General features: G+C 54.5%; 15 protein-coding genes. 13 read left to right on the top strand and 2 right to left on the bottom strand.

The genetic code is table 11. The features are described from left to right. Positions 1 to 179: 179 nt before the first annotated feature. Positions 180 to 1,259, bottom strand: a complete 1,080-nt coding sequence (locus ACTIDN_RS09205) for an alpha/beta hydrolase (protein WP_441376813.1) — start codon at positions 1,257 to 1,259, stop codon at positions 180 to 182. A 135-nt stretch (positions 1,260 to 1,394) separates the two neighbouring features. Between ACTIDN_RS09205 and ACTIDN_RS09200 the strand changes: the two genes are divergently transcribed. From ACTIDN_RS09200 to ACTIDN_RS09140, 13 genes are all read left to right on the top strand, one after another. Next, entirely contained in the window at positions 1,395 to 1,610 is a 216-nt protein-coding gene (locus ACTIDN_RS09200; protein ID WP_415507161.1) for a zinc-finger domain-containing protein, read from the top strand. Between the two features lie 70 nt (positions 1,611 to 1,680). Then, positions 1,681 to 2,232 (top strand): thioredoxin family protein, encoded by a 552-nt coding sequence (locus tag ACTIDN_RS09195; RefSeq protein WP_441376812.1) that lies wholly within the window; start codon positions 1,681 to 1,683, stop codon positions 2,230 to 2,232. Positions 2,233 to 2,540: 308 nt separating this feature from the next. Next, a complete protein-coding gene (locus ACTIDN_RS09190) occupies positions 2,541 to 4,787 on the top strand; it encodes a protein-disulfide reductase DsbD family protein (RefSeq protein ID WP_441376811.1) in 2,247 nt (748 codons plus the stop codon). 203 nt (positions 4,788 to 4,990) lie between these two features. Then, on the top strand, positions 4,991 to 7,396 hold the full coding sequence (locus ACTIDN_RS09185; protein ID WP_441376810.1) for a TonB-dependent receptor: 2,406 nt from the start codon (positions 4,991 to 4,993) through the stop codon (positions 7,394 to 7,396). A 160-nt stretch (positions 7,397 to 7,556) separates the two neighbouring features. Next, positions 7,557 to 10,373 (top strand): DNA polymerase I, encoded by a 2,817-nt coding sequence (gene polA, locus ACTIDN_RS09180; RefSeq protein WP_441376809.1) that lies wholly within the window; start codon positions 7,557 to 7,559, stop codon positions 10,371 to 10,373. 2 nt (positions 10,374 to 10,375) lie between these two features. Next, positions 10,376 to 10,990 (top strand): SCO family protein, encoded by a 615-nt coding sequence (locus ACTIDN_RS09175; RefSeq protein ID WP_441376808.1) that lies wholly within the window; start codon positions 10,376 to 10,378, stop codon positions 10,988 to 10,990. Positions 10,991 to 11,020: 30 nt separating this feature from the next. Further along, positions 11,021 to 12,193, top strand: coding sequence for a glycosyltransferase family 61 protein (locus tag ACTIDN_RS09170; RefSeq protein WP_441376807.1), 1,173 nt, complete (start codon positions 11,021 to 11,023; stop codon positions 12,191 to 12,193). Further along, positions 12,193 to 13,320, top strand: coding sequence for an acyl-CoA dehydrogenase family protein (locus ACTIDN_RS09165; RefSeq protein ID WP_441376806.1), 1,128 nt, complete (start codon positions 12,193 to 12,195; stop codon positions 13,318 to 13,320). The genes ACTIDN_RS09170 and ACTIDN_RS09165 overlap by 1 nt, the downstream gene beginning before the upstream one ends. Next, positions 13,320 to 15,032 (top strand): ABC transporter substrate-binding protein, encoded by a 1,713-nt coding sequence (locus ACTIDN_RS09160; RefSeq protein ID WP_441376805.1) that lies wholly within the window; start codon positions 13,320 to 13,322, stop codon positions 15,030 to 15,032. Before ACTIDN_RS09165 ends, ACTIDN_RS09160 begins: the two co-directional genes overlap by 1 nt. Next, complete coding sequence (locus ACTIDN_RS09155; RefSeq protein ID WP_441376804.1) at positions 15,029 to 16,027, top strand: ABC transporter permease; 999 nt, start codon at positions 15,029 to 15,031, stop codon at positions 16,025 to 16,027. Before ACTIDN_RS09160 ends, ACTIDN_RS09155 begins: the two co-directional genes overlap by 4 nt. 15 nt (positions 16,028 to 16,042) lie before the next feature. Then, positions 16,043 to 17,017 carry an ABC transporter permease gene (locus ACTIDN_RS09150; RefSeq protein ID WP_415507151.1) on the top strand — a complete coding sequence of 325 codons (975 nt, stop codon included), beginning with the start codon at positions 16,043 to 16,045 and terminating at the stop codon, positions 17,015 to 17,017. Next, positions 17,007 to 18,056, top strand: a complete 1,050-nt coding sequence (locus tag ACTIDN_RS09145) for an ABC transporter ATP-binding protein (protein ID WP_441376803.1) — start codon at positions 17,007 to 17,009, stop codon at positions 18,054 to 18,056. Before ACTIDN_RS09150 ends, ACTIDN_RS09145 begins: the two co-directional genes overlap by 11 nt. Then, positions 18,053 to 19,042, top strand: a complete 990-nt coding sequence (locus ACTIDN_RS09140; RefSeq protein WP_441376802.1) for an ABC transporter ATP-binding protein — start codon at positions 18,053 to 18,055, stop codon at positions 19,040 to 19,042. The genes ACTIDN_RS09145 and ACTIDN_RS09140 overlap by 4 nt, the downstream gene beginning before the upstream one ends. Positions 19,043 to 19,394: 352 nt before the next feature. Here the strand turns inward: ACTIDN_RS09140 and ACTIDN_RS09135 are convergent, their stop codons facing one another. Continuing rightward, positions 19,395 to 22,745: a glycosyltransferase gene (locus ACTIDN_RS09135; protein ID WP_441376801.1), complete on the bottom strand. Its 3,351-nt coding sequence runs from the start codon at positions 22,743 to 22,745 to the stop codon at positions 19,395 to 19,397. Between the last annotated feature and the right edge of the window lie 30 nt (positions 22,746 to 22,775).

The following is a 22,775-nucleotide window of genomic DNA, read 5'->3' as shown; positions in this document are numbered from 1 at the left end:
TCAGGTCAGCGCTATCCGCGCTCACTCACGACACAAAATGCAACTGTAGTGCTAGCGTGACTTAGGTATTTACAGTGCTGTTTTACAGTGCCTTACAACTGTACCTTTTTCTCAGAGCAATAGGCATTCTAATAAGAAATTAACCCCGAATATTTAGTGTTAGCATCGCCCATACACGCTTATTTTTTCACAAGACTTTCAAGTCCTGCTGGCAAGAGAGGCAAACCGCCACTTTTTCCTACCCCTAACCGTCCTTCCTGCTGTGAGAACCAAACCCCAGCAGCACTGTCACCACCGGATGGTAGCCATGTTTGATGGGCCAATATCCAGCTGACCATATCCTGCATGACCAAGGCACCCTGCTTGTCTCGTAGCAAAAGATGGTGTCCCCCTGTTATCAGGTCCTGCCGAACATTCAGGTGCGTCTGCCGCATAGTCTGCCAGACTTTAGCCATGGCAGGAGCCGGAACAAGCTGGTCCTTATCTCCGTAAACACAGAGAACCGGCCCGCGCACAAAGGGTGCACTGGCCGCAGCCTCTTTCATTAAGCTCACCAACCCCTCAAGCGCTTTCCAACGCGTGGCATGGAGAGTCAGCGGGTCATAATAAAGCCGGATAAGCGCTGCCATGTTGTCAGTAGCCACAACATGCACTGGCACACTCCGTTCAGGAACAAGCGCGTACGGCGCTATGCTCTTCATAAGCTCTAAGGGAATGCGTGCTCCCAACCCCACATCCCAGACGGCTGGCGCCAACACAATAGTCCCGGCTGTCTGCGGCGCATCAGGCTGGGACATCATGACCATTAGAAGCGCACCTCCCATACTCTCGCCCACCGTATAAAGGGGGACGTCAGGGTTTTCGCAGTGTAATTGCGCTATGAGCTCCTTGATATCCGCTACCATCCGTTTCGTTCCAGCCCAATCCCCGCGTTGCGGAGCCTGCCCAAAGCCACGTTGGTCTGGTGCCACCAAGGTCATGCCATGCTTTGCAAAAAAGGGAGCAGGCATCTCCCACGCATCCCGGCTGTCATTAAAACCGTGCAGGGCCAACACTATGGCGTGCGGTGGAGTGGGTGCCGGCCAAATGCGTGCAGGAAGCATTGCACCGTCTGCCATCTTGAAATAACGCTGCGGGGGCGTCAGGCGGGCAGCACTTTGCCAGCGCCTTGGCGGGTGTGGTGCTGGTGGCGGTGTGTTTGAACAGGCCGCCAAAGCCATAAGACCAGCAAGAGCCATCACGGTCTGTTTTACAGTCATAAAGCACACCTGCTCACGCTTATGGGATGATGGGAGCAATGGAAACCAAGGCTTTTGGCCGCTATCATGCTCCACAGTAAAAACCAGAGCCGGTTTTGCCGCCCTTCCCTGCTTTGTCAAACAGGATCTCCACCCATGAGCCAGCACATCACACACCCTACGCCACGCCCCAAGCTAGGCCATGTGGAAACCATTGTGGTGGATAGTACCAAAGTTGCGTGTGACGGAGGGCTAGGCCCCCTTGGGCACCCCCGCGTCTGGCTGAAAATTGCAGGGCATCAGGCTGTTTGCCCTTACTGCTCACGGTTGTTCGTGCTTAATCCGGATTCCGCACAAAATAACGATCATTAATCTGTATTTATTATTCTATGTCCGATATGATAAGGGAATTATCTATACCCCCAATGTAACGGATCAGCTCATGACACTTTCAGCTTTTCTCCGCTTTTCCAAACATCCTGCACCATTGGCCAAGAAAGGCCTGTTTGCTGCGGCACTGTTGTCCTGCGCTTTTGCAGCACCACTGGCCCATGCACAAACGCCGGTGCCGCAAGTAGGAGGCCTGAACGTTAAAGCTGTGGCCCAGCCCTACGATACACCGGATGCCGCTGCAAAAACGGTGGAAGAAGCCTTTGCAACGGCACGTAAAACAGGCCGCAAGGTCTTACTGGACTTTGGTGCCAACTGGTGCCCGGACTGCCGCGTGCTCTCTGGTGTGCTGGATGACCCGGCTATTGCCCCTTGGGTGAAGGAAAATTTTGTTGTTGCCTCCGTCAATGTGGATCATTTCAACCACAATATGGACATTGCCAAAAAATATGGCATCACCATCAAAGCTATCCCGGTTGCACTGGTGGTAACGCCTGAGGGCAAAGTGCTGAACCCGGACGCAACGCTGGAACTGGGCAATGCCCGCACCATGTCCGCGCAGGCGGTAGTGGATAAACTGAATGAGTGGCTGAAGCGGTCCTGATTTTTCAGAATAAAACCCGCTAACCGACTCAGGGGTTCTTACACCCTTCTGCGCCTGAAGATTGCCCCTCTGCCATACACTCATCAGACGTGTGGCAGAGGCACCTCGCCAAAGTTCTCTGCGGTTACATTAGCAGGAGATACACTCCCTGCCTGTTGCTGTTTTTGCGTGTAGTCCGGCAAGCAGCCACAAAACCGGTAAAAACGAGACTGATGAGGGCTTTCCTGCACAGGCCCTCACCCTGTATGTCTTGTAGCACCTTCCTGACCGCAAAACCTCTCCGCATTCTGCCTGAAAGATCTTGCTCCATGCGTTTCTTCTCTTTGCTGCTTCCCGCAGTCTTACGCACCAAACGCACATGTGACACGGCATCACAGCAAGATCGACAAGGTGATGCTGCGTCAACACATCGCAGCGCCTTATACCCCGCACGCCCCAAGATTGCTGTTTATGGCGCTGTGGCTTTATTAGGCATGACGCAGTCCGTTGCCATGCTGAATGTAAGCCACGCTGCCGAAAGCCCTGCGGTCAGTACGGAGCATAGCAAGGCGACACTCATCACCAGTACAGATACAACAGATGGCAGCAGCCCCCTGCATGTTGCCCTCCGTCTGCAACTCCAACCCGGCTGGCACACATACGGGCGAAACCCCGGCGATGCCGGAGAGCCGGTTACGGTAAAGGTGACAGCGCAGGGCGCGACCAGCGGCGAGAGCGACAAGGTGGCATGGCCAACGCCACATCGCATCCGTGATGCTTCGCTCATGTCCTACGCTTATACCGGGGACGTCGTATTACCCCTTACCGTCACATTAAAACCTATCAGCGAAGCACAACCCCAACCTGAAACCTCACGCCAGACCACACTGACCGCCCATGCCAACTGGCTGGTGTGCGCCAGCGTGTGTGTACCGGAAGAAGCAGACCTCAGCCTGACACTGCCTTATGCTGCCCCAACTCCGTCTGCGCAGGCTGCGTTATTTGACCACGCCGCACAAAACAGCCCCGTACCCTCCCCTTATCAGGCCAGTATTACACCGGGTGGCGTATTGCGCCTGACAGGTTCTGATCTGTCACCACAGGCCGTTAAAGACACGTGGTTCATGCCGGACCAGCCCGGCCTGATAGATCAGGCTGCTCCACAACCGCTGAAAGTTGAGGATGGGGCCCTGACCCTTAGCCTGACACGCTTGCCGGAATTTGGTGCAGACCAGGCGCTTTCCGGTATTGTGGTGTTGCAGGACGCGGCTGGCAACCAACATGCTTTGGCCCAGAACGTTACTGTTGCAAAGAATGGTTCAGATGGTACGGACACCCCCGCAACAGGCTTTTTAAAGCTGATAGCCTTTGCTTTTCTGGGCGGCCTTATTCTCAACCTTATGCCGTGTGTGTTCCCCATTCTGGCCATGAAGGCCTTGTCCGTTGCCCGTCTGGGCAAAGCAGAACGCCGCACCCAGACCATCAGCGCAGTCTGTTATACGCTGGGCGTCATGGTCACCTTTCTCGGCCTTGGCGGTTTGATGCTTGGCCTGCGGATGGCGGGCAGCACAGCCGGGTGGGGTTTTCAGTTTCAATCTCCGCTGTTTGTCACTTTGGTGACGTGGCTCCTTTTTGTCATGGCACTTAACCTACTTGGCGTATTTGAATTTCTGCCCGTAGCCGTTGGGAGTGGAACCAACCCCCACAAGCATGGCCATTTGCATGATGTCCTGACAGGTGTTCTGGCCGTTGTTGTTGCAACCCCCTGCACGGCTCCCTTCATGGGGGTTGCCATTGCGGGGGCACTCTCTGGCCCACCCGTAGCAGGGCTGGGTGTTTTTGCCGCAATGGGGCTGGGGTTGGCAGCCCCCTATCTGCTTCTTACCCTTGCGCCCGGCTTGGCGGCACGCATGCCGCGCCCCGGTGCATGGATGCAATATTTGCGGCAGTTTCTGGCTTTTCCGCTTCTGGCCTCCTGCGTATGGCTGCTTTGGGTTGCCACGCTGGAAGGCGGCGCGTTTGTCGTGCTTCTTCTGGCCAGTGGTTTGGTGCTTCTGGCTTTTTCCGCATGGCTGTATGGTGTTGCTCAGACACGCCTTATGCAGAATGGCCATACACGCGGCACAACGGCTCTCCATGGCCTTGCTTTGCTGGGTCTACTGCTGGCTCTGGCTCTTGCTCCCGCCCTGCACCATGCAGCGCCGCAGGCAAACGCCACCAATGCAGGGTCTGGCCTGCCAAAAGGGGTTGAACCGTTCACGCAAGCACGTTTTGATGCCCTGAAGGCCGAAGGCAAACCTGTTTTTGTGGATATGACCGCAGCATGGTGCATCACCTGCCTGGTTAATGAACGTGTTGCTCTTGATATTCCCAGCACACAGGACGCATTTGCCAAACAGGGCATTATCACCCTGAGAGGCGACTGGACCAATCACGACCCGGCAATCAGCGCCTTCCTCAAAGCCCGGAAACGCGATGGTGTGCCACTTTACATCTACAGCCCGGCTCATGGTCCGGAAGTGATACTTCCACAAATCCTAACCCCCGGTCTGGTGCTTCAGACCATTACGCCCTGAGTTTGCTCCCTAAACACACTGGCACGTTCACTCCACCCTTGAGGCAGAACGTGCCAGTTTTCTGCTAAATTCTGCATAGAACCACGCTACCCTCATCCCCTTGAGGGACCACCCCTCGAAAATGTTATGTTATATTATTTCTTTTCTGAATAAATTTTATTAGACTATTTGGGAGCAATAGAAAAAGACCGGAATTCCATACCGTGCCAAAGGCTTCCTCCTTCACTCCTGACACACCCTTTCTCCCCGTGTTGATCCTTGCTGCCGCACTGTCGAGCTTTGGGGCAGCCCCTGATGCTGATGCCGCAGCAGAAACCACCGATACCCAAATGGAAACACAGGATAAGGAGGCAGACGACACACGCGCCACGTCCGCGCATCCTGAATATGTAACGGTCAAAAGCCGCACAACTGCCGATGGCTCCACTGGCCATTCCCCCGGCGGTGGCCTGATGCCGCATCAGAAGGCTCCGCGGGCGCAAAGCGGCCTGACACGGGACTATATTGCCCGCCAAAGCCCAACAGAGAGCCCGGTTGCCCTTATCGCCAATTTGCCCGGTGTTATTTACTCGGCCAATGACCCGCTTGGCACGAACGATGACCAGCAAGGCCTCTCGGTACGGGGTCTGGACCAGACGGAGATAGGGTACTTATTTGAAGGGGTCCCTGCTGCTCCACCCCTTTTTCTGATGCCCTACACATCCGCTACCGCAGATACGGAAAACATCAGTTCCGTCACACTCACACAGGGGTCTTCTGATGCTGCATCGCCGCTTTATAATGCGGTTGGTGGACAATTAAGCGTGCATCTCTCCAAGCCCAAACGCACGGCTGGTGGCTTTATGGACCTCTCTTACGGCTCCTATGCCCTCAACCGTGAGTTTTTACGCCTTGATAGCGGAGAGATCGGACATACCGGCGTAACGGGGTTTGCGTCCTTTTCCTACCGTAATGCGTCCCAATGGCGTGGTGCCGGAGATAGCCCGCGTTTTCATGTTGATAGCCGTTTACTTAAGGAATGGGGCAAGGGGAATTCAGCCTCCCTCATCTTTTCCTTCAACCGGCAGAGGCAATATTATCTACGTGCTCCCACCAAAGCACAGTGGAAAGCACACGGCACGAACTTCAATTATTCCCGCACTTACACTGATGGCGATACATCCTATTATCTCTTGCAGGAAAACGCACGGGCGCAAATTTTTCTGGCAGCACCAGTCAACTTACACCTCAACCACCATCTGCAACTCTCCCTTACACCCTATTTTATTTATGTCAGCGGGTATGATGGTTTTGGAACATCCCTTGACCCAAACACCAGTTATCAAGGCAACCAACCTGCTGGACCGCTTCAGGGCGGTGTAGTTGGTGCAGATGGAAAAATCACTGCCGTTGCGACCGACACATTCAAACAGGCCCATTCAGGAATCACCGCGTCTCTCGAGTGGAAAGCGGGGCGAAACAGCCTGACAGCAGGCACATGGTATTCTTATTACGATTTTTCAAACCCGTCCCGCTATGCTACCGTGTACGCCAATGGCGGGGCTTCCAATATGCTGGGGCACCACCCCATTCTCACGGCATCAGGGGAGCCTTTGTCATCCTATAACTCTCACCTCGTGCAGCAGGTGAATGCACTTTTTGTGCAGGACAGTTTTAAAGCACTTTCCAATAAATTAACGGTATCAGCCGCCTTCCGGGCCATCATGGTCACACGCACCATTAGCAACGCCCTTCCCGGCGCACGCTACAGAAACGGGTCCAGCTATTTTTCACCCCAACCACAAGTTTCTGCCAGTTATGACATAACTCCGCATGATCAACTTTTCATCAATGGCACAACCGGCTTTCGTGCTCCTTCCGGTATTTCAAACTATAATGACCGCTTCAGCGTTGCGACCGGCAAGCAAAACCGCAATGCCACCAGTGACACGCGGCCAGAATATTCCATTGGGGAAGAACTAGGCTACCGCCACACAGGGGCCATCAACCTTTCTGCTTCAGTGTTTAATTACAATTTCACTAACCGCCAAATCAGCACAACCAGCACCCTAAATGGGGCGCAGGTTTCAGAATCCATTAACGGAGGTGGCCAGACCGCACGCGGCGCACAACTGGAAATCAGTCTGAAACGTTGGCACCATTTCAGCCCTTATCTGTCCGGGCAGTATATCCACGCGACCATTGATAATAATTTGAAATCAGGAGACGACTACCTGCCCACACGCGGTAAAAAAGCCATCCGTACGCCCACGCTCTCCGGCAGCATCGGCCTGTCTTATGATGATGAGCATTTTTTCGGCATGGCGACGGTTAACTATGTCGGCCCAACCTATTCAACCTTCATGAACGATGAGCGTATTCCCGGTTTTACAACAGCCAACCTCAGCATGGGCTACCGGCTTAAAAAGGTTGGCTTTGCCAAGTCTCCGCAAATTCAGTTGAACCTGATGAATCTGGGTCAGCCGGGTTATCTGTCCGGGGTCAATAGCGTGTCTTTTAACGCCAAACCCACAACAGGTGTTTATGGCACGCGCATAGCCGGGCGGGCCCCCTCCTACTTTGTGGGCGGTGGGTTTGCTGGCATAGTCTCCCTCTCCACTGGCTTTTAACGGGCAACTGCCAATCCGTTTTGCACAGGCATAAACAGGGCATACACCCTGTTATACGGGCTTGAATGCTGGACATACGGGCCAAGGGCGCATATCCCAAAGCTATGCTTTTCTTCCCTGCACGGCTGCGTCCGGCAGCCCTTCAGCCGGTAGCCCAATCATGACCCATTCTGACGCACCCCATCTTGTTCTGGTTGATGGCAGCGGGTTTATTTTCCGCGCCTTCCACGCCCTGCCCCCCATGACCAGCCCGGATGGCGTGCCGGTTAATGCCGTGTACGGGTTTACCAACATGCTGGCCCGTATGCTGCGTGAGCATGTGGGCACCCATTTGGCCGTGATTTTTGATGCCGGACGCCACACCTTCCGTTCAGACATCTACCCGCAATACAAGGCACACCGACCTGAACCGCCAGAAGACCTGCGCCCTCAGTTCTCGCTTATTCGGGACGCAACACGGGCCTTCAATGTCGCCAGCGTGGAACTGGCAGGCTGGGAAGCTGATGACCTGATTGCCTCTTACGCCCGCGCCGTGCGGGAGGTAGGCGGCACCTGCACCATTGTCTCATCCGACAAGGACCTGATGCAGCTTATTGGCCCCGGCGTCTGTATGCTGGACCCTATAAAGCAAACACCTATCAGCCTGCCTGAGGTTGAAAAGAAGTTTGGCGTCCTGCCAGAAAAAGTGGTGGAAGTGCAGGCCCTTATGGGAGACCCCACGGATAACGTACCGGGTGTCCCAGGCATTGGCCCCAAAACGGCGTCTGCCCTGATTAACGAATTCGGCACACTTGAAGCTGTGTTGGCCGCCGCACCGGACATGAAGAAGTCCAAACGGCGCGACATGCTGATTGAACATGCGGATGCCGCCCGTATTTCACGCCAACTGGTTGAACTGGCGTGTGATGTCCCCCTCCCCGTGTCCATTGCTGATCTGGCTGTGCGCGAGATGGACAAACTGACACTGGCTGACTGGCTGGAAAGTATGGGCTTCCGGTCTGTCCTGACACGTCTGGGCGTGGGGCATCCGTCCGGTGCGCATGCTCACCGTGCTGCCCGGGCCGCAGCCCATGCCTCCATTACCGGCGCGGCTGCTGAAGCAACGCCTGCCACCCCAGATCAGGACGCCCTGACCAAAGCGGCACTTGCAGCACCCTACGGTGTATATGAGACCGTGCGCACGGCGCATGACCTGCAAAAATGGGTAAGTGCTGCACAGGAAGCCAGTGTCTGCGCTGTGGACACAGAAACCGATGGACTAGACCCGCTGAGCGCCAATATGGTCGGCCTCTCTCTGGCCACTGCACCGGGCAAGGCCTGTTATGTTCCGCTGCGCCATGAGGGAACTTTAGAAGAACCCGCAGGTGAACAACTGAGTGTGCAGGCGGCTCTGGACATTATCTGCCCTCTCCTGACGGATGACACCACGCTCAAGGTTTTTCAAAACGCCAAGTTTGATCTTCTGGTCTTTGATCATGCAGGCCTTGATTATACCACCATAACAGCGGTGGATGACACCATGCTGATGTCCTATGCCCAGTCCGCCGGGCTGCATGGGCAGGGTATGGATGAACTCTCCACCCGGCATCTGGGCCATACCCCCATCAGTTATGATACGGTTACAGGCACAGGCCGCAATCGTATTCCGTTTGCACTGGTACCTGTCAAACGCGCCACAGACTACGCGGCGGAAGATGCAGACGTCACACTCCGGCTATGGCATGTGCTGCGCCCTACCCTGCGCACCAACAAAGCCCTTGCGCTTTATGAACAAATAGAGCGCCCGCTTTCACCTGTTCTGGCTGGCATGGAAAAAGCGGGCATTGCCGTTGACCGCGCAGAACTTGGTCGCCTGTCAAAAGATTTTGAAACCCGCATGGCGGTTATGGAAAAAGAGATCCATGCTGCCGCAGGCCGGGACTTCAATGTAGCCTCCCCCCGGCAACTCGGGGAAATTCTGTTTGATGAAATGGGGCTACAGGGTGGAAAACGCGGCAAGGCAGGCGCTTGGGGGACAGATTCCTCCGTGCTGCAAGACCTTGCTGACCAAGGGCATGAACTCCCGGAAAAAGTTCTGGCATGGCGGCAGCTTGCAAAGCTGAAAAGCACTTACACAGACGCCCTATTACGCCAAACCACAATGGAAGACCGGGTACACACCTCTTTCCAGATGGCTATTACCACAACAGGCCGCCTGTCTTCCAATGACCCTAACCTTCAGAATATCCCCATCCGCACGGAAGAAGGCAGCCGTATCCGGCAGACCTTTATTGCCCCCAAGGGTAAAAAGCTGATCTCTGCTGACTATTCACAAATCGAACTCCGGCTGCTGGCTGCGGTTGCCAATATTCCGGCCCTACGGGAGGCGTTTGAACTCAAACAGGACATTCACGCCCGCACGGCATCAGAAGTTTTCGGTGTTCCGCTGGAGGGGATGGACAGTCTGACGCGCCGGCGGGCCAAGGCCATTAACTTTGGTATTATTTATGGCATTTCCGCTTTTGGTCTTGCTCGCCAGCTCGGCATCCCTGCCGGAGAAGCACGCTCCTACATTGATGCCTATTTTGCACGTTATCCGGAAATTCGAGACTATATGGAGCGTATGCGTGAAGAAGCACGCGCGCAGGGTTACGTTCTCACACCCTTCGGGCGACGGTGCTACGTACCCGGCATTCAGGAAAAAAGTGCCGTAAGGCGGCAATATGCTGAACGACAGGCCATTAACGCTCCCTTGCAGGGCGGGGCTGCGGATATCATCAAACGCGCCATGGTCAGGCTGCCCCATGCCTTGGCAGAAGCTGGCTTCTCTGCCCGCATGCTCCTGCAAGTGCATGACGAACTTCTGTTTGAAGCTGATGAGGCGGAAGCCGAGGCCGTAGCACAGCTTGTAAAAACCGTTATGGAATCTGCGGCAGAACTCTCTGTGCCGCTGGTAGTAGAAACTGGCATTGGCAACAACTGGGCAGAGGCACACTGAACATGACCCCAACAGGCAAACGTATTCTCTTGACCGCCACAGCCATTTTGGCAGCAGGTGGTCTTGCAACCTATGTGGGCACAACCCTTGCCCTGCATCACACCATTAGCCTCAACACCTATGGGAATGAGGTTGGAGGCGCTTTTCGCCTGATGGATGCCACAACCGGCACCATGACAGACCAGACCTTTCTTGGGCGTTGGATGCTGGTGCTGTTTGGTGCAACCCACTGCACGCAGGATGCGTGCGAGCCAGCCCTGCGTGCAATGTCAGACGCGCTGGACAAAGTGGACCCCAGCAAACGCAAGGCTGTTATTATTTTTGTAAGCCTGGACCCAGACCGGGATGATGCTGAACGCCTGCACCAATACGCCGCGACCCTTGGCCCACGCATTGTGGCCGGTACCGCAGCGCCGCAGGCTTTGGCGGACCTTGCAAAAGAATACCATGCACCAATTGAAAAAGTTGCTGATCCTGAATGGTCTTATACCATGCGCATGTCACCCAGCTTTGTGGTGATGAACCCTGACACGCGGTACAAAGGTATGATTAGCGCAAACCAGAGCGCAGAGGCGATGGAACAGCAACTTCAAACACTCATGAGCAAGCCCGACTAAACACTTTGATACAGGGAGACGTGCAAACTCATGCCGGAAACTCCGTCTGACCTCTTTGCTGTCACTGGTTTTGTTCCCGCGCTCCGCGCAGGGGGCTGGACGCGGGTTTGCGTGCAGGGCAAGACCCTCTCCCCCGGACCTGTCCCTGCCTATAGCGGGCAACCCTTAGACGAGTTTGATCTGGGCCTGACGCTTTACAACGCCCACAGGTCTGGGCAGGACAATATGGTCAGCCTTCCCCACACCGGGCTGATGCTGTTTACGCTCCATAATGCACGTTTTGTCATAAATCCTGGCCTTGATGGCATGATTATAGACCAGCATGACCGGGTGGTAAGCGAACCCTCCTGCTTCTGCCAGCACGATATCTATCGCCATACGCACAAACTGCCCGATATGCCTGTGCATGAAGAACTGGATGAAGTTTTTATCGGGTTTGATAATGCCTTCCGGAATTACTACCACTGGCTTTTATATGGTATTTCCAAAACACAACTAGCCAATACGCTCCTGCCCTCCTCCGTTACACTTGCCATGCCTGAGCAAGGCTTGACGTTTGCCCGGCGGAACCCTGCTTATTCCCCTGATATTTTTGAAAAATCTCTTACACTGTCAGGCCTCTCTGACCGGGTAACTTATTTGGGCGAAGGCTTGCACCGGGCACGCACACTCCATTTCTTCTGGCATTCTCCGACAATGCCAGAACTGTACCTGAACCTTAACGAACCTTATGCCCTATTTGATGGCATGAAGGCTGCGCCACAACGGGACCTTCCAAAACGTATTTATATTTCGCGTGAAGGCGGGCATGACAGGCGCATTACACCAGAAGAACAGGCACAGATAGACCCGGTTTTGAAAGCAAACGGTTTTGAAAAAGTTTTTCTGGAAGATCTTGATTTTGAAATCCAGACTGCCCTTTTCAGTCAGGCCGAGGCCATTATCGCGCCCCATGGCGCGGGGCTGGCCAATCTGGTTTTTGTACAACCGGGCGTTAAACTGATAGAACTCAACAGACAGTTGGACGGCCAGCCCCATTTACGAAACTGTTTTTACCTGATTGCTGAAAAACGCCGTGCCCGATATTGCGTCTTTAACCTGCACACAGAAACCCTTACTTCTGCCAAACTACAAAATGCCCTCGACAACCTGGAAGCCGCACCGGTTCCCGCACTTCCACCGGCAGCGCAGGAGGGTGCCTAATGCTTTCTCCTGAAGACCTTACACTTCTGGTAACACGTTTTGCAGCACGCGCAGCGGCCCATGACGTGTCCGGGGAGATTGCTCTGGAAAACCTGGAGGACCTGAAAGCCGCCGGGCTGCTGTCCCTGACTGTTTCTCCTACCTATGGTGGCGGTGGGAAAAATCTGCGCGATATACTGCCACTTCTCGAACACGTGGCACAAGGCGATCCCTCCACCGCTCTTATTCTCGCTATGCAGTGCCTGCATCATCATGACATTGCAACTTCCAGACAATGGCCTGAAGCCACCCGTGAGATGGTCTCTACTGCGGCGGTTCGGGACGGTGCATTGCTTAATGCTCTCCGGGTTGAACCTGAGCTCGGCACCCCCTCCCGTGGCGGTATACCTGCCACCAAGCTTACTCAGAAAAATGGGCAGTGGGTTTTAAATGGGTGTAAAATTTACTCTACGGGCTCCACTGCGCTCCGTTGGGGGCTTGTCTGGGCCGCAACGGATGAAGCCGAACCACGCGTAGGGCATGTCCTTGTACCGCTGGATGCACCCGGCATACGCCTGGAGCCAACATGGGACCAAATGGGTATGCGGGCCACCGCCAGCCATACAGTCCATTTCGAAAATGTTGTTATTGCAGAAAACTATATTGTCGATATCCGTTCACCATCTGACTGGAAAAAGCAGGGCACGGACACCATCATGTGGCACGCACTCTGCATTGCCAGCCTCTATAATGGTGTTGCGCTGAGTGCGAAAAACTGGCTGGTCGATTTCCTGCATGAGCGCAAACCAGCAAACCTTGGGGCGTCTCTGGCAACACTTCCCCGCTTCCATATACTGATGGGAGAAATTGAAGGGCTCCTTATGAGCAATCGCGCGCTGATAGCAAACTGGCTGCAAAGCTATGAGGCTGGGCAAGCTACTCCTACCGATGCCAATCTTGTCAAACATCTGGTCACTGAAAACGCTATTAGCAGCGTGCAGAAAGCTGTTGCTGCCATTGGCAATCCGGCCCTCAGCCGCGCCAACCCGCTTGAGCGGCATTTGCGCAATGTTCTCTGCGCTCGCATTCACACACCGCAGGCAGACACCGCTCTAGCCATGGCTGGCAAAAAAGTTTTAGGCGTTTAATGGTCTTTTTTTTAAATAAGATTTCCTGTGCATGTTCTCTGCCGTCTCTGGCAGCATTTTGCCTTGTGCTTGGCAGCGCACCTGCACAGGCTCAAACATCCGTCAGCACCCCGGCCTCCGCACATGCAGGAGGTGCATTACGCCTGACCGGACAAAGTTCGGGCGGTACGCTGGACCCTCAAGTGGCCTATATGGCCCTGACCAAGCAACTCGAATTACCTGTGTATGACACACTCCTTTCCTACCCCAAATTTTCAGGAGCGGGTGCTGTACCAGTCGTGGCCAATCTGGTCGAAGCCATTCCCCTTCCGGAAGACGGTGCCCTGACATACCGCTTCACACTCCGTCAGGGCATTCATTTTTCCAACGGGCACGTGCTGGGCGTTGATGATGTTGCTGCATCGTTCAGGCGTTTATTCAAAGTAGGAAGCCCCACGGCTGGCCCGTATTACAGTCATATTGTTGGCGCAGAGGCCTGCCTCAAAAAGCCGGAAACCTGTACGCTCGAAGGTGGTATTGAAACAAATGCCGCAACCCACAGCATAGTTTTTCATCTCAGCACACCAGACCCGGAATTTCTTGCTCATCTGGCATGGGTTCATTCCACCATTCTACCCGCCAATACGCCTGCTCATGATATGGGTAATACAGCGCCTCCCGGCACAGGCCCCTACCGTATCACCGGCTACGACCCCACACGCTACATTCTGCTTGAACGCAATCCCTATTTTCAAGAATGGTCACACACCACCCAACCTGCGGGCTACCCTGATACACTCCACATGACGTTCGGGCTGGATCAGGAAGCAGAAGTGACGGCTGTAGAAAACGGTCAGTTTGACTGGATGTATGAAGACGTACCGCTCGACCGTTTGGGCGAGGTTGGCTCCCGCTATCCGCAGCAGGTACAAATTTACACGCAACTGCTCTATTATTATGCGGCACTCAACACCACGTTGCCGCCTTTCAACTCCCTGAAAGTACGACAAGCCCTCAACTATGCCGTAAACCGTCATGCCATGGTCATTTACCACGGCGGACCGGCCATAGCTCTTCCACTCTGCCAGCTTCTGCCCAAAGGCTCTCCGGGGTACGAACCCTCCTGCGCTTACACCAAAGGTGCTTCTGCGGAGCACCCGGCAGACCAGTGGCGTGCCCCTGACCTCGCCAAAGCTCGCCAGCTTGTGCAGGAGAGCGGCACTGCGGGGCAGAAAATAACACTCGTTGCCCCGCTGGATGGACGGTACGGCGCCATGGCGCTGGAACTACGCAGCACGCTTGCACAACTGGGGTATGACGCCACAGTCCGCAGCATGACCCAGGCCGTGCAGTTCCCCTATATTCAGAACAGTGACAACCACGTGCAACTGGCCCTGACCGGCTGGCAGGCAGACTATCCTTCCGCCGATTCTTTTCTGCATACCCTTTATTCGTGCGATAGCATCCATCCGCACTCCGATAACTCGCTCAACGTGTCAGCCTTCTGCCAGCAGGGTATTGAGCAACTCATGCATCAGGCGACAACACGTGCCATAACGGACCCAGCAGCCAGCCTACAGCTCTGGGCGGGAGTGGACAGAGCCCTTATGGCACAGGCTCCATCAGTTCCTTTGGTACAAATACGACGCGTTACCCTGTTGTCAAAACGTGTGCGTAACGTCATCGTAACACTCAATGATGAAATTCTCCTCTCTCAACTCCAGATCCAATGACCGCTAAGCCCCTTTCCGCAGGACCGTGGCAGCAGGCATGGCGTGCCATTTTGCGCAACCCGTCAGCCCTTGTCGCTCTGGCTGTATTGGCCTTCATGGTGCTGGCCAGCCTGCTTGCCCCGGTTTACGCACACCACATTGCCAAGGTTGACCCCTTCACTTCCAACGTAGCGGGAAGCATTCTGGTCAACGGGCAAGCCGTTGACATCATGCAGCCTAACGATAACCCGCTGCATCTGGGTCTCAGCCCTATCGGGCCGACAGGTCACGCGGCTTATCTGCTGGGGGCTGACAGTCAGGGGCGAGATGTTGCTGCCCGCCTTTTATACGGGGGGCGGAACTCACTGCTCATTTCAGCCAGTGCGGCTGTCATCTGCCTTGTTCTGGCGGCCATAGCAGGCATAGCCGCAGGTTTTTTTGGCGGTCTTGTTGATAGTATCCTGTCCCGCATGATGGACATTATGTGGGCTGTGCCTGTCTATCTGTTTGCAATTTCGCTCTCCATCGTTACGGTCAGTCAGGGACTGCATATCGGCCCCTTCGTGATTGAAGCGGATAATCTGCTTATTCCCATTGTCATTATTGCGCTGGTTTATGTGCCCTATGCTGCACGGCCTATCCGGGGGCGTGTGCTGGCCTTGCGGCAGGCAGAGTTTGTTACGGCCTCACGCTGTCTGGGTGTGCCGCAATGGCGTATTGTGCTCTATGATATTCTGCCCAATGTCATGACAACGCTGGTTGTGATGGGCCCTTTGCTGATGGCCCTTGCCCTGCTGGCGGAAAGCGCTTTGTCCTTTTTGTCCATAGGCGTGCAGGCCCCCGCGGCATCGTGGGGCACCATCATTCAGGACGGTGAAGGCTTGATCTATACTCGCCCCATGGTTGCCATCGCACCCGGTCTGGCCATTGTTATTGTGGTTCTGGCCCTTAACATTCTAGGCGATGGCCTGCGGGACGCGCTGGATGTGCGGGACGCCGCCCGCCGGTCTCCTTAAGAAAGGGGAGTTTTTATGATCATGCCCCTTCTCCGTCGGCTTGGGCAAACGGCATTTGTGCTGTTTGGTATCTCAGCACTCGTGTTTCTGGTGTTTTTTGCCACACCGGGTGCAGACCCCACAGCCCGTATTGCCGGACGCAACGCCTCCCCCCAAACCATGGAAAAAGTGCGTAAGGAATACGGTTTTGACCGCCCCTTACCGGTGCAATACGCCACCATGATGAAAAAGCTGTTCATCACGCAGGACCTCGCCTCCTACGTTGACCGTGGTGAACTTGTCGTACCTGAAATTATCCGTGCGGCACCGGTTACAGTCTCTCTAGTTGGCGGTGCGGCACTTATCTGGATTGCCTTGTCCATTACCATGGGCACCATAGCCGCCGCCCTGAAAGGCACATGGATAGACCGAAGCCTGATGATGATAGGGCTTGTCGGCATTTCCATACCTGTGTTCTGGCTGGGGCAGGTTACCAACCTGATAACGCAAAGCCGCTACCACGACACATGGCTTTTCTCCTGGGTGCCGGGGCTAGGATATGTGCCCCTGACAGAAAACCCATGGGGATGGTTCAAAGCGCTCATCATTCCATGGTGTGTGCTGGCTGTCATGTTTATTGGCATCTACAGCCGGGTGCTCCGGGCTGACCTTGTTGCTCTTGCGGGGGAAGACTTCATGCGCACAGCCCGCGCAAAAGGCCTTTCACCCACCCGCGTGCTGCTGCGCCACGGGCTGCGCACCTCCATGGTTACCTTTGTCTCCCTCTTCGGGTTAGACTTCGCTCAGCTTGTTGGCGGTGGAGCCCTGTTGACAGAGGTTGTATTTGGCCTGCCGGGTGTTGGGCGGCTCACCTATCAGGCTCTGACCAATCTTGATCTGCCGCTCATTATGGCCACTGTCATGTATTCTGCCGTATTTGTCGTATTGGCCAACGCAGTAGTGGATATTCTCTATCTCTTTCTTGACCCCCGAGTGCGTGATGCCCGTTAACCCCCCTGCCCCGGCACTTGACCCAACGCCGCTGCTCGAAGTCCGTAACTTCAGCGTTAGCGTGCAGTCCCGCGGCACACGGTTGCCATTAGTCGAAAACGTGTCCTTTACCATTGGCGCGCAGGATATTGTTGGGCTGGTTGGTGAGTCAGGCTCTGGCAAATCCGTAACCGCAATGGCTCTCATGGGGCTGATTGACAGCCCCGGCGTTAGCATAACTGGCTCAGCCCGTTTTAAAGGGCAGGAACTGGTAGGTCTGCCAAACCGCCAGATGCGCCGCCTGCGCGGGCGGGAAATTGCCATGATTTTCCAAGACCCCATGACGGCCTTTACACCCGTTTATACAGTAGGCTGGCAGATTGATGAGCAGATACGCGCCCACGAGCGCCTGTCCCGCAAACAGGCACGCGCCCGCACCGTAGAGCTTCTGTCCGAGATGGGTGTGCCAGATCCTGCCCGTATGGCAGACCGTTACCCACACCAGCTTTCCGGTGGCCTCCGCCAACGCGCCATGATTGCCATGGCCCTCTCCTGTAACCCCTCCCTCTTGATTGCGGACGAGCCCACAACAGCGTTGGATGTCACAGTACAGGCGCAAATTCTTGATCTGATACGGGGCCTACGTTCCCGCTATGGTTCATCCGTCTTGTTCATTACGCATGATATGGGCGTTGTGGCCGAAACCTGTGATGCCACGTTGGTTCTCTATTCTGGACGAATTGCAGAAACAGGGCGGACTGAGGCCCTTTTTGCACAGCCAAGCCACCCTTATACCGCCGCCTTACTTGCCTCCATCCCGCCTTTGGATGGCGTGCGCCCTGCCCGACTACCAGCCATTGCGGGGACACCACCCGCACCACAGGACCGCCCTCCGGGCTGTGCCTTTGGGCCACGTTGCGCGTTTGTGCATGCGGCTTGCCGGGCAAATCCACCGCCTCCCCTCATCAACACAGGCTTGCATCATCAGGCCGCCTGCCTGTTGCCCGCAGAAAGCTATGCGTTCCCGCTGCACCTACCGGAAGCACGCCCCCTGTCATGAGCACTTTGCCAATGCCTCATACTCATCCGTTACTGGAGGTCACGAACCTCCACAAAACCTATGCCTTGCCGCGTGGGCAAAAACTGAAGGCGGTTGATGGTATTTCCCTGACAGTCCATCGTGGAGAAGTGCTCGGTCTGGTTGGAGAGTCAGGGTGCGGCAAATCCACTCTGGGCCGCTGCCTCCTACGCCTGCTGGATGTTTCTTCCGGCCAGATTAAGTTTGATGGTCAGGACATTACGCACCTTTCCGACCGCGCACTCCGCCCCTTCCGCCCGCGTATGCAAATGGTGTTTCAAGACTCATACGCCTCGCTCAACCCGCGCCGCCGTATTGGCGACCTTTTAGTTGACCCACTGCGTGTACATCCCGCACCAGATGGCAGCACACGGACGGCACCCACCATACGCGCCCGCCTGCTGGAGCTGATGGAACTTGTCAGCCTGCCCGCAACGGCTCTGGACCGCTACGCGCATGAATTCTCCGGTGGGCAGAGGCAGCGGATCAACATTGCGCGTGCTCTAGCCCTTTCTCCACAGTTAATTGTTGCTGATGAGCCCGTTTCTGCACTGGATGTTTCCGTACAGGCTCAGATCGTTAATCTGTTTTCCGACCTTCAGGCGCAACTGGGCCTGACCTATGTTTTTGTCGCTCATGATCTGGCAGTTGTCCGTCAGATCTCTACACGTGTTGCGGTCATGTATCTTGGCGCAATTGTGGAACTGGGCGAAACAGATACCGTGCTACACCAACCGGCACACCCTTATACCTTTGCGCTTATGCAGGCGGTCCCACGCCCGCAGGTTGGTACTGTACGCCCACCACCGCTTGGAGGGGATATTCCCAGCCCTGTTTCACGCCCTGCAGGGTGCCGTTTCCATACGCGCTGCCCGGCTGTGCAACAACGCTGCCGCCAAGAAGAACCCAGCTTACGCCCGCTGACAGCCATGCGGTCCGTTGCCTGTCATTTTCCGCTGACAACATAGCTAAGAGACTCTTACTCAGTCAGGTTTCTACAGGGTAGAGACCTTCTCTGATCCTAAGATTGAAACAAAAATAGCTTCACTTGCGTAAAGTGAAGCCATTTTCCAAATATGCTTTAATAAAACAGCTTTATCAGCACATAGCTGGCCATAGCGGCAGGCAGGCAGCCGCAAACCATTAAGCCTGCTTTGTGTTCTGGCTTCCTGCTATTCTCGTAATTTTTAGCGTTTCTGAATGATAATATTTCCACATCATTCAAAAAACACTGAAACTATATGAAAGCATATTTTTATATGAAAACGGCCCACTGAATAAATCCAGCAGGCCGTTGTTACACCACAGTAATTTTTGCCTTTAAGCTGTGATTGCTTTCTTTAAGCTGTCCTTCAACATTGCTGTGATGTGCTCTGCCACTTTCGGAGAGACCTCACGGTTTTCAATGGTTTTAACCGTGCTGTTCTCCAGCGTCACAACAACATCGAGAGGTCGGATGCCAATATGGTCATTCACCGTATTAACAAGGCAGATGCGATAATCGCCCTTAAGTGCTCTTGGAAAGCCTGACTTAAACGTAATATCGGCCTCAAACCCGACACACAGAGGAGCATCGGAGAAGACACCGCTTACGTCACTCCGCACAGCACGCTCAGTGCCGAAGAAGAAAATCTCGTCTTCTGCTTCAGCAACGCAGGCCACAAAAAGCTGACCTGCGGCACGTAGATTATGCAAGAAGGCCCAGCCCCTCAGATACAGGCTAGTTTTATTAACTTCACGCGGCGGGTTCCCAATCAGACCCGTGCATTCATCAATATAATACTCAAGGTCCCCACCCTGGTAGACTTCCAGTGCGCGTTTACCTGCCTGCATCAGCTTCACACCGCGCAGCTGACCATCTTGATGTGCAATGCGGCGGAAGTCAGACATGACACGCAGGTTCGAAACCTTACTTTGCAGAATTTCAACAATCTTGCCGCCATCTACCTTAATCTGGAACGGCGTCAGGGCAAAACTGCCACGACCATTGATAACATTGATAAGACCAACGCGGAACGTGCCTTCACACCATTTACCACGCAGCGCAACTTGTCCGGCAAACCCGGAACGGCGGGGTGCATCCGGGTAAATGCTCAGCACGTCCGGGCGGGACTCACGAATGCAGGGCAGGAAAATAACCGGTTGGTCATTACCGCCAATCAGGACGGTATAAAGGTTACCAGACGCACTGACGCGCGGAACCATGTGCCAGCCACGAATATGGAATTCGTATGCCTCATTAAAGTCTGACAACTCGCTTTCAGCGAACACGTGATGGCAGATGTCGTCGATATAATATTCGGCATCCTGAATGGCAAACCAGTCGGAAACTGGCTCAGGCAGTTCCACCGCCACGTCACGCACGGTTGGCGGGTCAAAGATGTGGCGTGGTGGGGCCTGATGACGCCATGAAGCATGCGGCAGCAAATGTACCTGGCCAGCGTCAATCTGCATTTCAGAGAAACCAAGGCGCGTGTAAGGCGCTGCTTCTTTGTAAATTTCAAAAAGCTGCTGGCCGTAAGCCTGACCATCCGTCCAGAGTTCTGGGGTGATATTGCTCATCATCTTGCGGCGGAGAGGCTCTGAGGCAAGCAGAAGCTCCAGACGCGCCAGCACAACAGAAGGGCTATTGATGGGCACTTTAAAGCCGTTGACGCCATCTTCAACACGGTCATGCAAAGCACCCACATCTGTCACAATGGGCAGAAGACCATTCTGCCATGCTTCAGACAGAGAAATACAATATGTTTCCGGCCAGATGCTCAAGTTGAGCGCAACGTCTGCCACTTTCAGGGCATCTATGTCGCCCATGGAATACTGGCCATGCACGGTCACATTCGGACGGTTAAGATCCGCCAGAACCTGCTTGTACTCTGGATGCACAGCCCCGAAAATATGGAACTGGAAGTGATCCGGATGAGCAATCTCAATCAGGTTGAGAATGGTGTCTGCCCCCTTGGTACGCAGGAAGTTGCCAACAATGGCAACCCCAAGCTTACGACCATCCAGCGGAGCATAGTCTTTCCGTGCAACTGGCAGGGTGCTCTCCGGAGAAGGAATACCCATGATGGCGCATTTCTTCTCTTTTACAATCGGATAGATCTCGCTGATCAGATTGTAAGAATGTTCGGTGCCGAACAGAAGCGCATCAACAGAGTGGAGCATGAGAGCCACAAATGCGCGACGCGTCTGCTCTCCACCATACTCCACATTTTCAGCGTTTCTCAGGATGATGTCATAAGCAACAACTGACTTCACCAGATCTTCGTCATAACGGAAGCTCTGATCCAGCAGGTTATACCGTGAAGAAATCAGCCAGAAATCATGCGCTGAAAAAACAACCCCTGCCCCGCAAGCTTTGGCAATAATAGGCAGAGAAAGCGCGTGATGGCCGAGATGCTGGAAATGCACCACATCCATGTTGTAGTGGCTGATGACGTTTGAAAAGGCCATTTCTTCAGGCCCATCGCACATGGCATCTGTCCAGCCGACTTCTGGCACATCAAAGCGTTCGACCTCTTCGCCATCGGCGGTCAACAGGCGGCAATGGTTACCGCGACGCAACCAGTAATAGAAATCGACCTCACGGCCAAGCAGGTTGCACAGCGTTTCCTGATAAACTTCAACACCGCCCCAAGCAGCTTCATATTTTGTAGAGTGTGTGCACATCAACACACGCAGGCGGCGTTTGGCATCAACCGGTGCAGGCGCAGCACGACGACCAAAGTCAGCGCCTGTAATGTCCATCATCCTGCGCATGCGGTGTTCGTACAGATGTTTTTCCTGCACGGATTTTTTAGCAGCCTGTGCTGCACGACGACGCAATGACGGATTATTCAGAAAGCCATCAATGGCCGCAATAACACCCCCTACATGCCGCGCAAGCGCAACACCTTTGACATCATCAAAGTATTTGCTGTCCATAGCTTCGGGCGCTTCAATAACCTGTGCTGTGCCAGCAAGACCCAGCTCATAGAAACGCGGGCCAGGCGCTGTGGCCTGACTGGTATCACCATGGCTGGCGTAATCACGGAACATTGTGAGCGTGACAGCACTGGCGTTGGCAAAATCCACAAAGGCTTCATGGCTGACGGGGCGTTGAATAGCCAGTTCCGCCAAATCTGACGGCAGAGGCGGCAGATATTCGTTGCCCGGGCAAATAAGCTTCAGGCGTGCTTGCGGGAAAGCCGCAATAACGTGGCGGAGCGTCTCCACGCGGTTAGGCCACATCGTTCCCGCGAAGAAAATGTCGTAATCCAACTCTTCCAGAGTTTTGATTTTACGATCATGCAGGGAAGGAGATGCCGCCAGAGGCAGATAATGGCCTTTATGCCCGTAAGCATCTGCACAAGAAGGATCGTTTGTGAAAACGTAATCAAAAAGGCCAGCATTTGCAGCGTTGAAGTCCTTCATGAAAGGGTCTTCAAACGTCCACAGAATCATGGTTTTAAAAGCAGGACGCATACGCTGTAGCAGCGGCACATTGATACGCTGCGCATCAATACAGATCAGGGTTTGATGCTCGCCTTTGGCGGCTAGTTCACCCAGATCATGGTTATCGGCCACAACAACCTGATCATCCCCCAAAATAGCGCGCGCAGCACGCTCTACTGCCAATGTAAGGTAAGAGTTGGGGTTATGCGTATAATTTGTGTTGTAAATTATGGCCATTTGATTTTCTGCTGCCTTCTAAACCCTATT

Origin of the sequence: Acetobacter sp. (assembly GCF_052102375.1) — a bacterium.
Classification (GTDB): Bacteria; Pseudomonadota; Alphaproteobacteria; order Acetobacterales; family Acetobacteraceae; genus Acetobacter.
Note: the sequence above shows the minus strand (reverse complement) of the source record. Positions and strands in the feature narration are given on the sequence as shown.

Bases quoted from the DNA above. Each gene is read 5' to 3' on its own strand.
- ACTIDN_RS09205 (WP_441376813.1), bottom strand. From the start codon at position 1,259: ATGACTGTAAAACAGACCGTGATGGCTCTTGCTGGTCTTATGGCTTTG.
- ACTIDN_RS09200 (WP_415507161.1), top strand. From the start codon at position 1,395: ATGAGCCAGCACATCACACACCCTACGCCACGCCCCAAGCTAGGCCAT.
- ACTIDN_RS09195 (WP_441376812.1), top strand. From the start codon at position 1,681: ATGACACTTTCAGCTTTTCTCCGCTTTTCCAAACATCCTGCACCATTG.
- ACTIDN_RS09190 (WP_441376811.1), top strand. From the start codon at position 2,541: ATGCGTTTCTTCTCTTTGCTGCTTCCCGCAGTCTTACGCACCAAACGC.
- polA (WP_441376809.1), top strand. From the start codon at position 7,557: ATGACCCATTCTGACGCACCCCATCTTGTTCTGGTTGATGGCAGCGGG.
- ACTIDN_RS09175 (WP_441376808.1), top strand. From the start codon at position 10,376: ATGACCCCAACAGGCAAACGTATTCTCTTGACCGCCACAGCCATTTTG.
- ACTIDN_RS09170 (WP_441376807.1), top strand. From the start codon at position 11,021: ATGCCGGAAACTCCGTCTGACCTCTTTGCTGTCACTGGTTTTGTTCCC.
- ACTIDN_RS09165 (WP_441376806.1), top strand. From the start codon at position 12,193: ATGCTTTCTCCTGAAGACCTTACACTTCTGGTAACACGTTTTGCAGCA.
- ACTIDN_RS09160 (WP_441376805.1), top strand. From the start codon at position 13,320: ATGGTCTTTTTTTTAAATAAGATTTCCTGTGCATGTTCTCTGCCGTCT.
- ACTIDN_RS09155 (WP_441376804.1), top strand. From the start codon at position 15,029: ATGACCGCTAAGCCCCTTTCCGCAGGACCGTGGCAGCAGGCATGGCGT.
- ACTIDN_RS09150 (WP_415507151.1), top strand. From the start codon at position 16,043: ATGATCATGCCCCTTCTCCGTCGGCTTGGGCAAACGGCATTTGTGCTG.
- ACTIDN_RS09145 (WP_441376803.1), top strand. From the start codon at position 17,007: ATGCCCGTTAACCCCCCTGCCCCGGCACTTGACCCAACGCCGCTGCTC.
- ACTIDN_RS09140 (WP_441376802.1), top strand. From the start codon at position 18,053: ATGAGCACTTTGCCAATGCCTCATACTCATCCGTTACTGGAGGTCACG.
- ACTIDN_RS09135 (WP_441376801.1), bottom strand. From the start codon at position 22,745: ATGGCCATAATTTACAACACAAATTATACGCATAACCCCAACTCTTAC.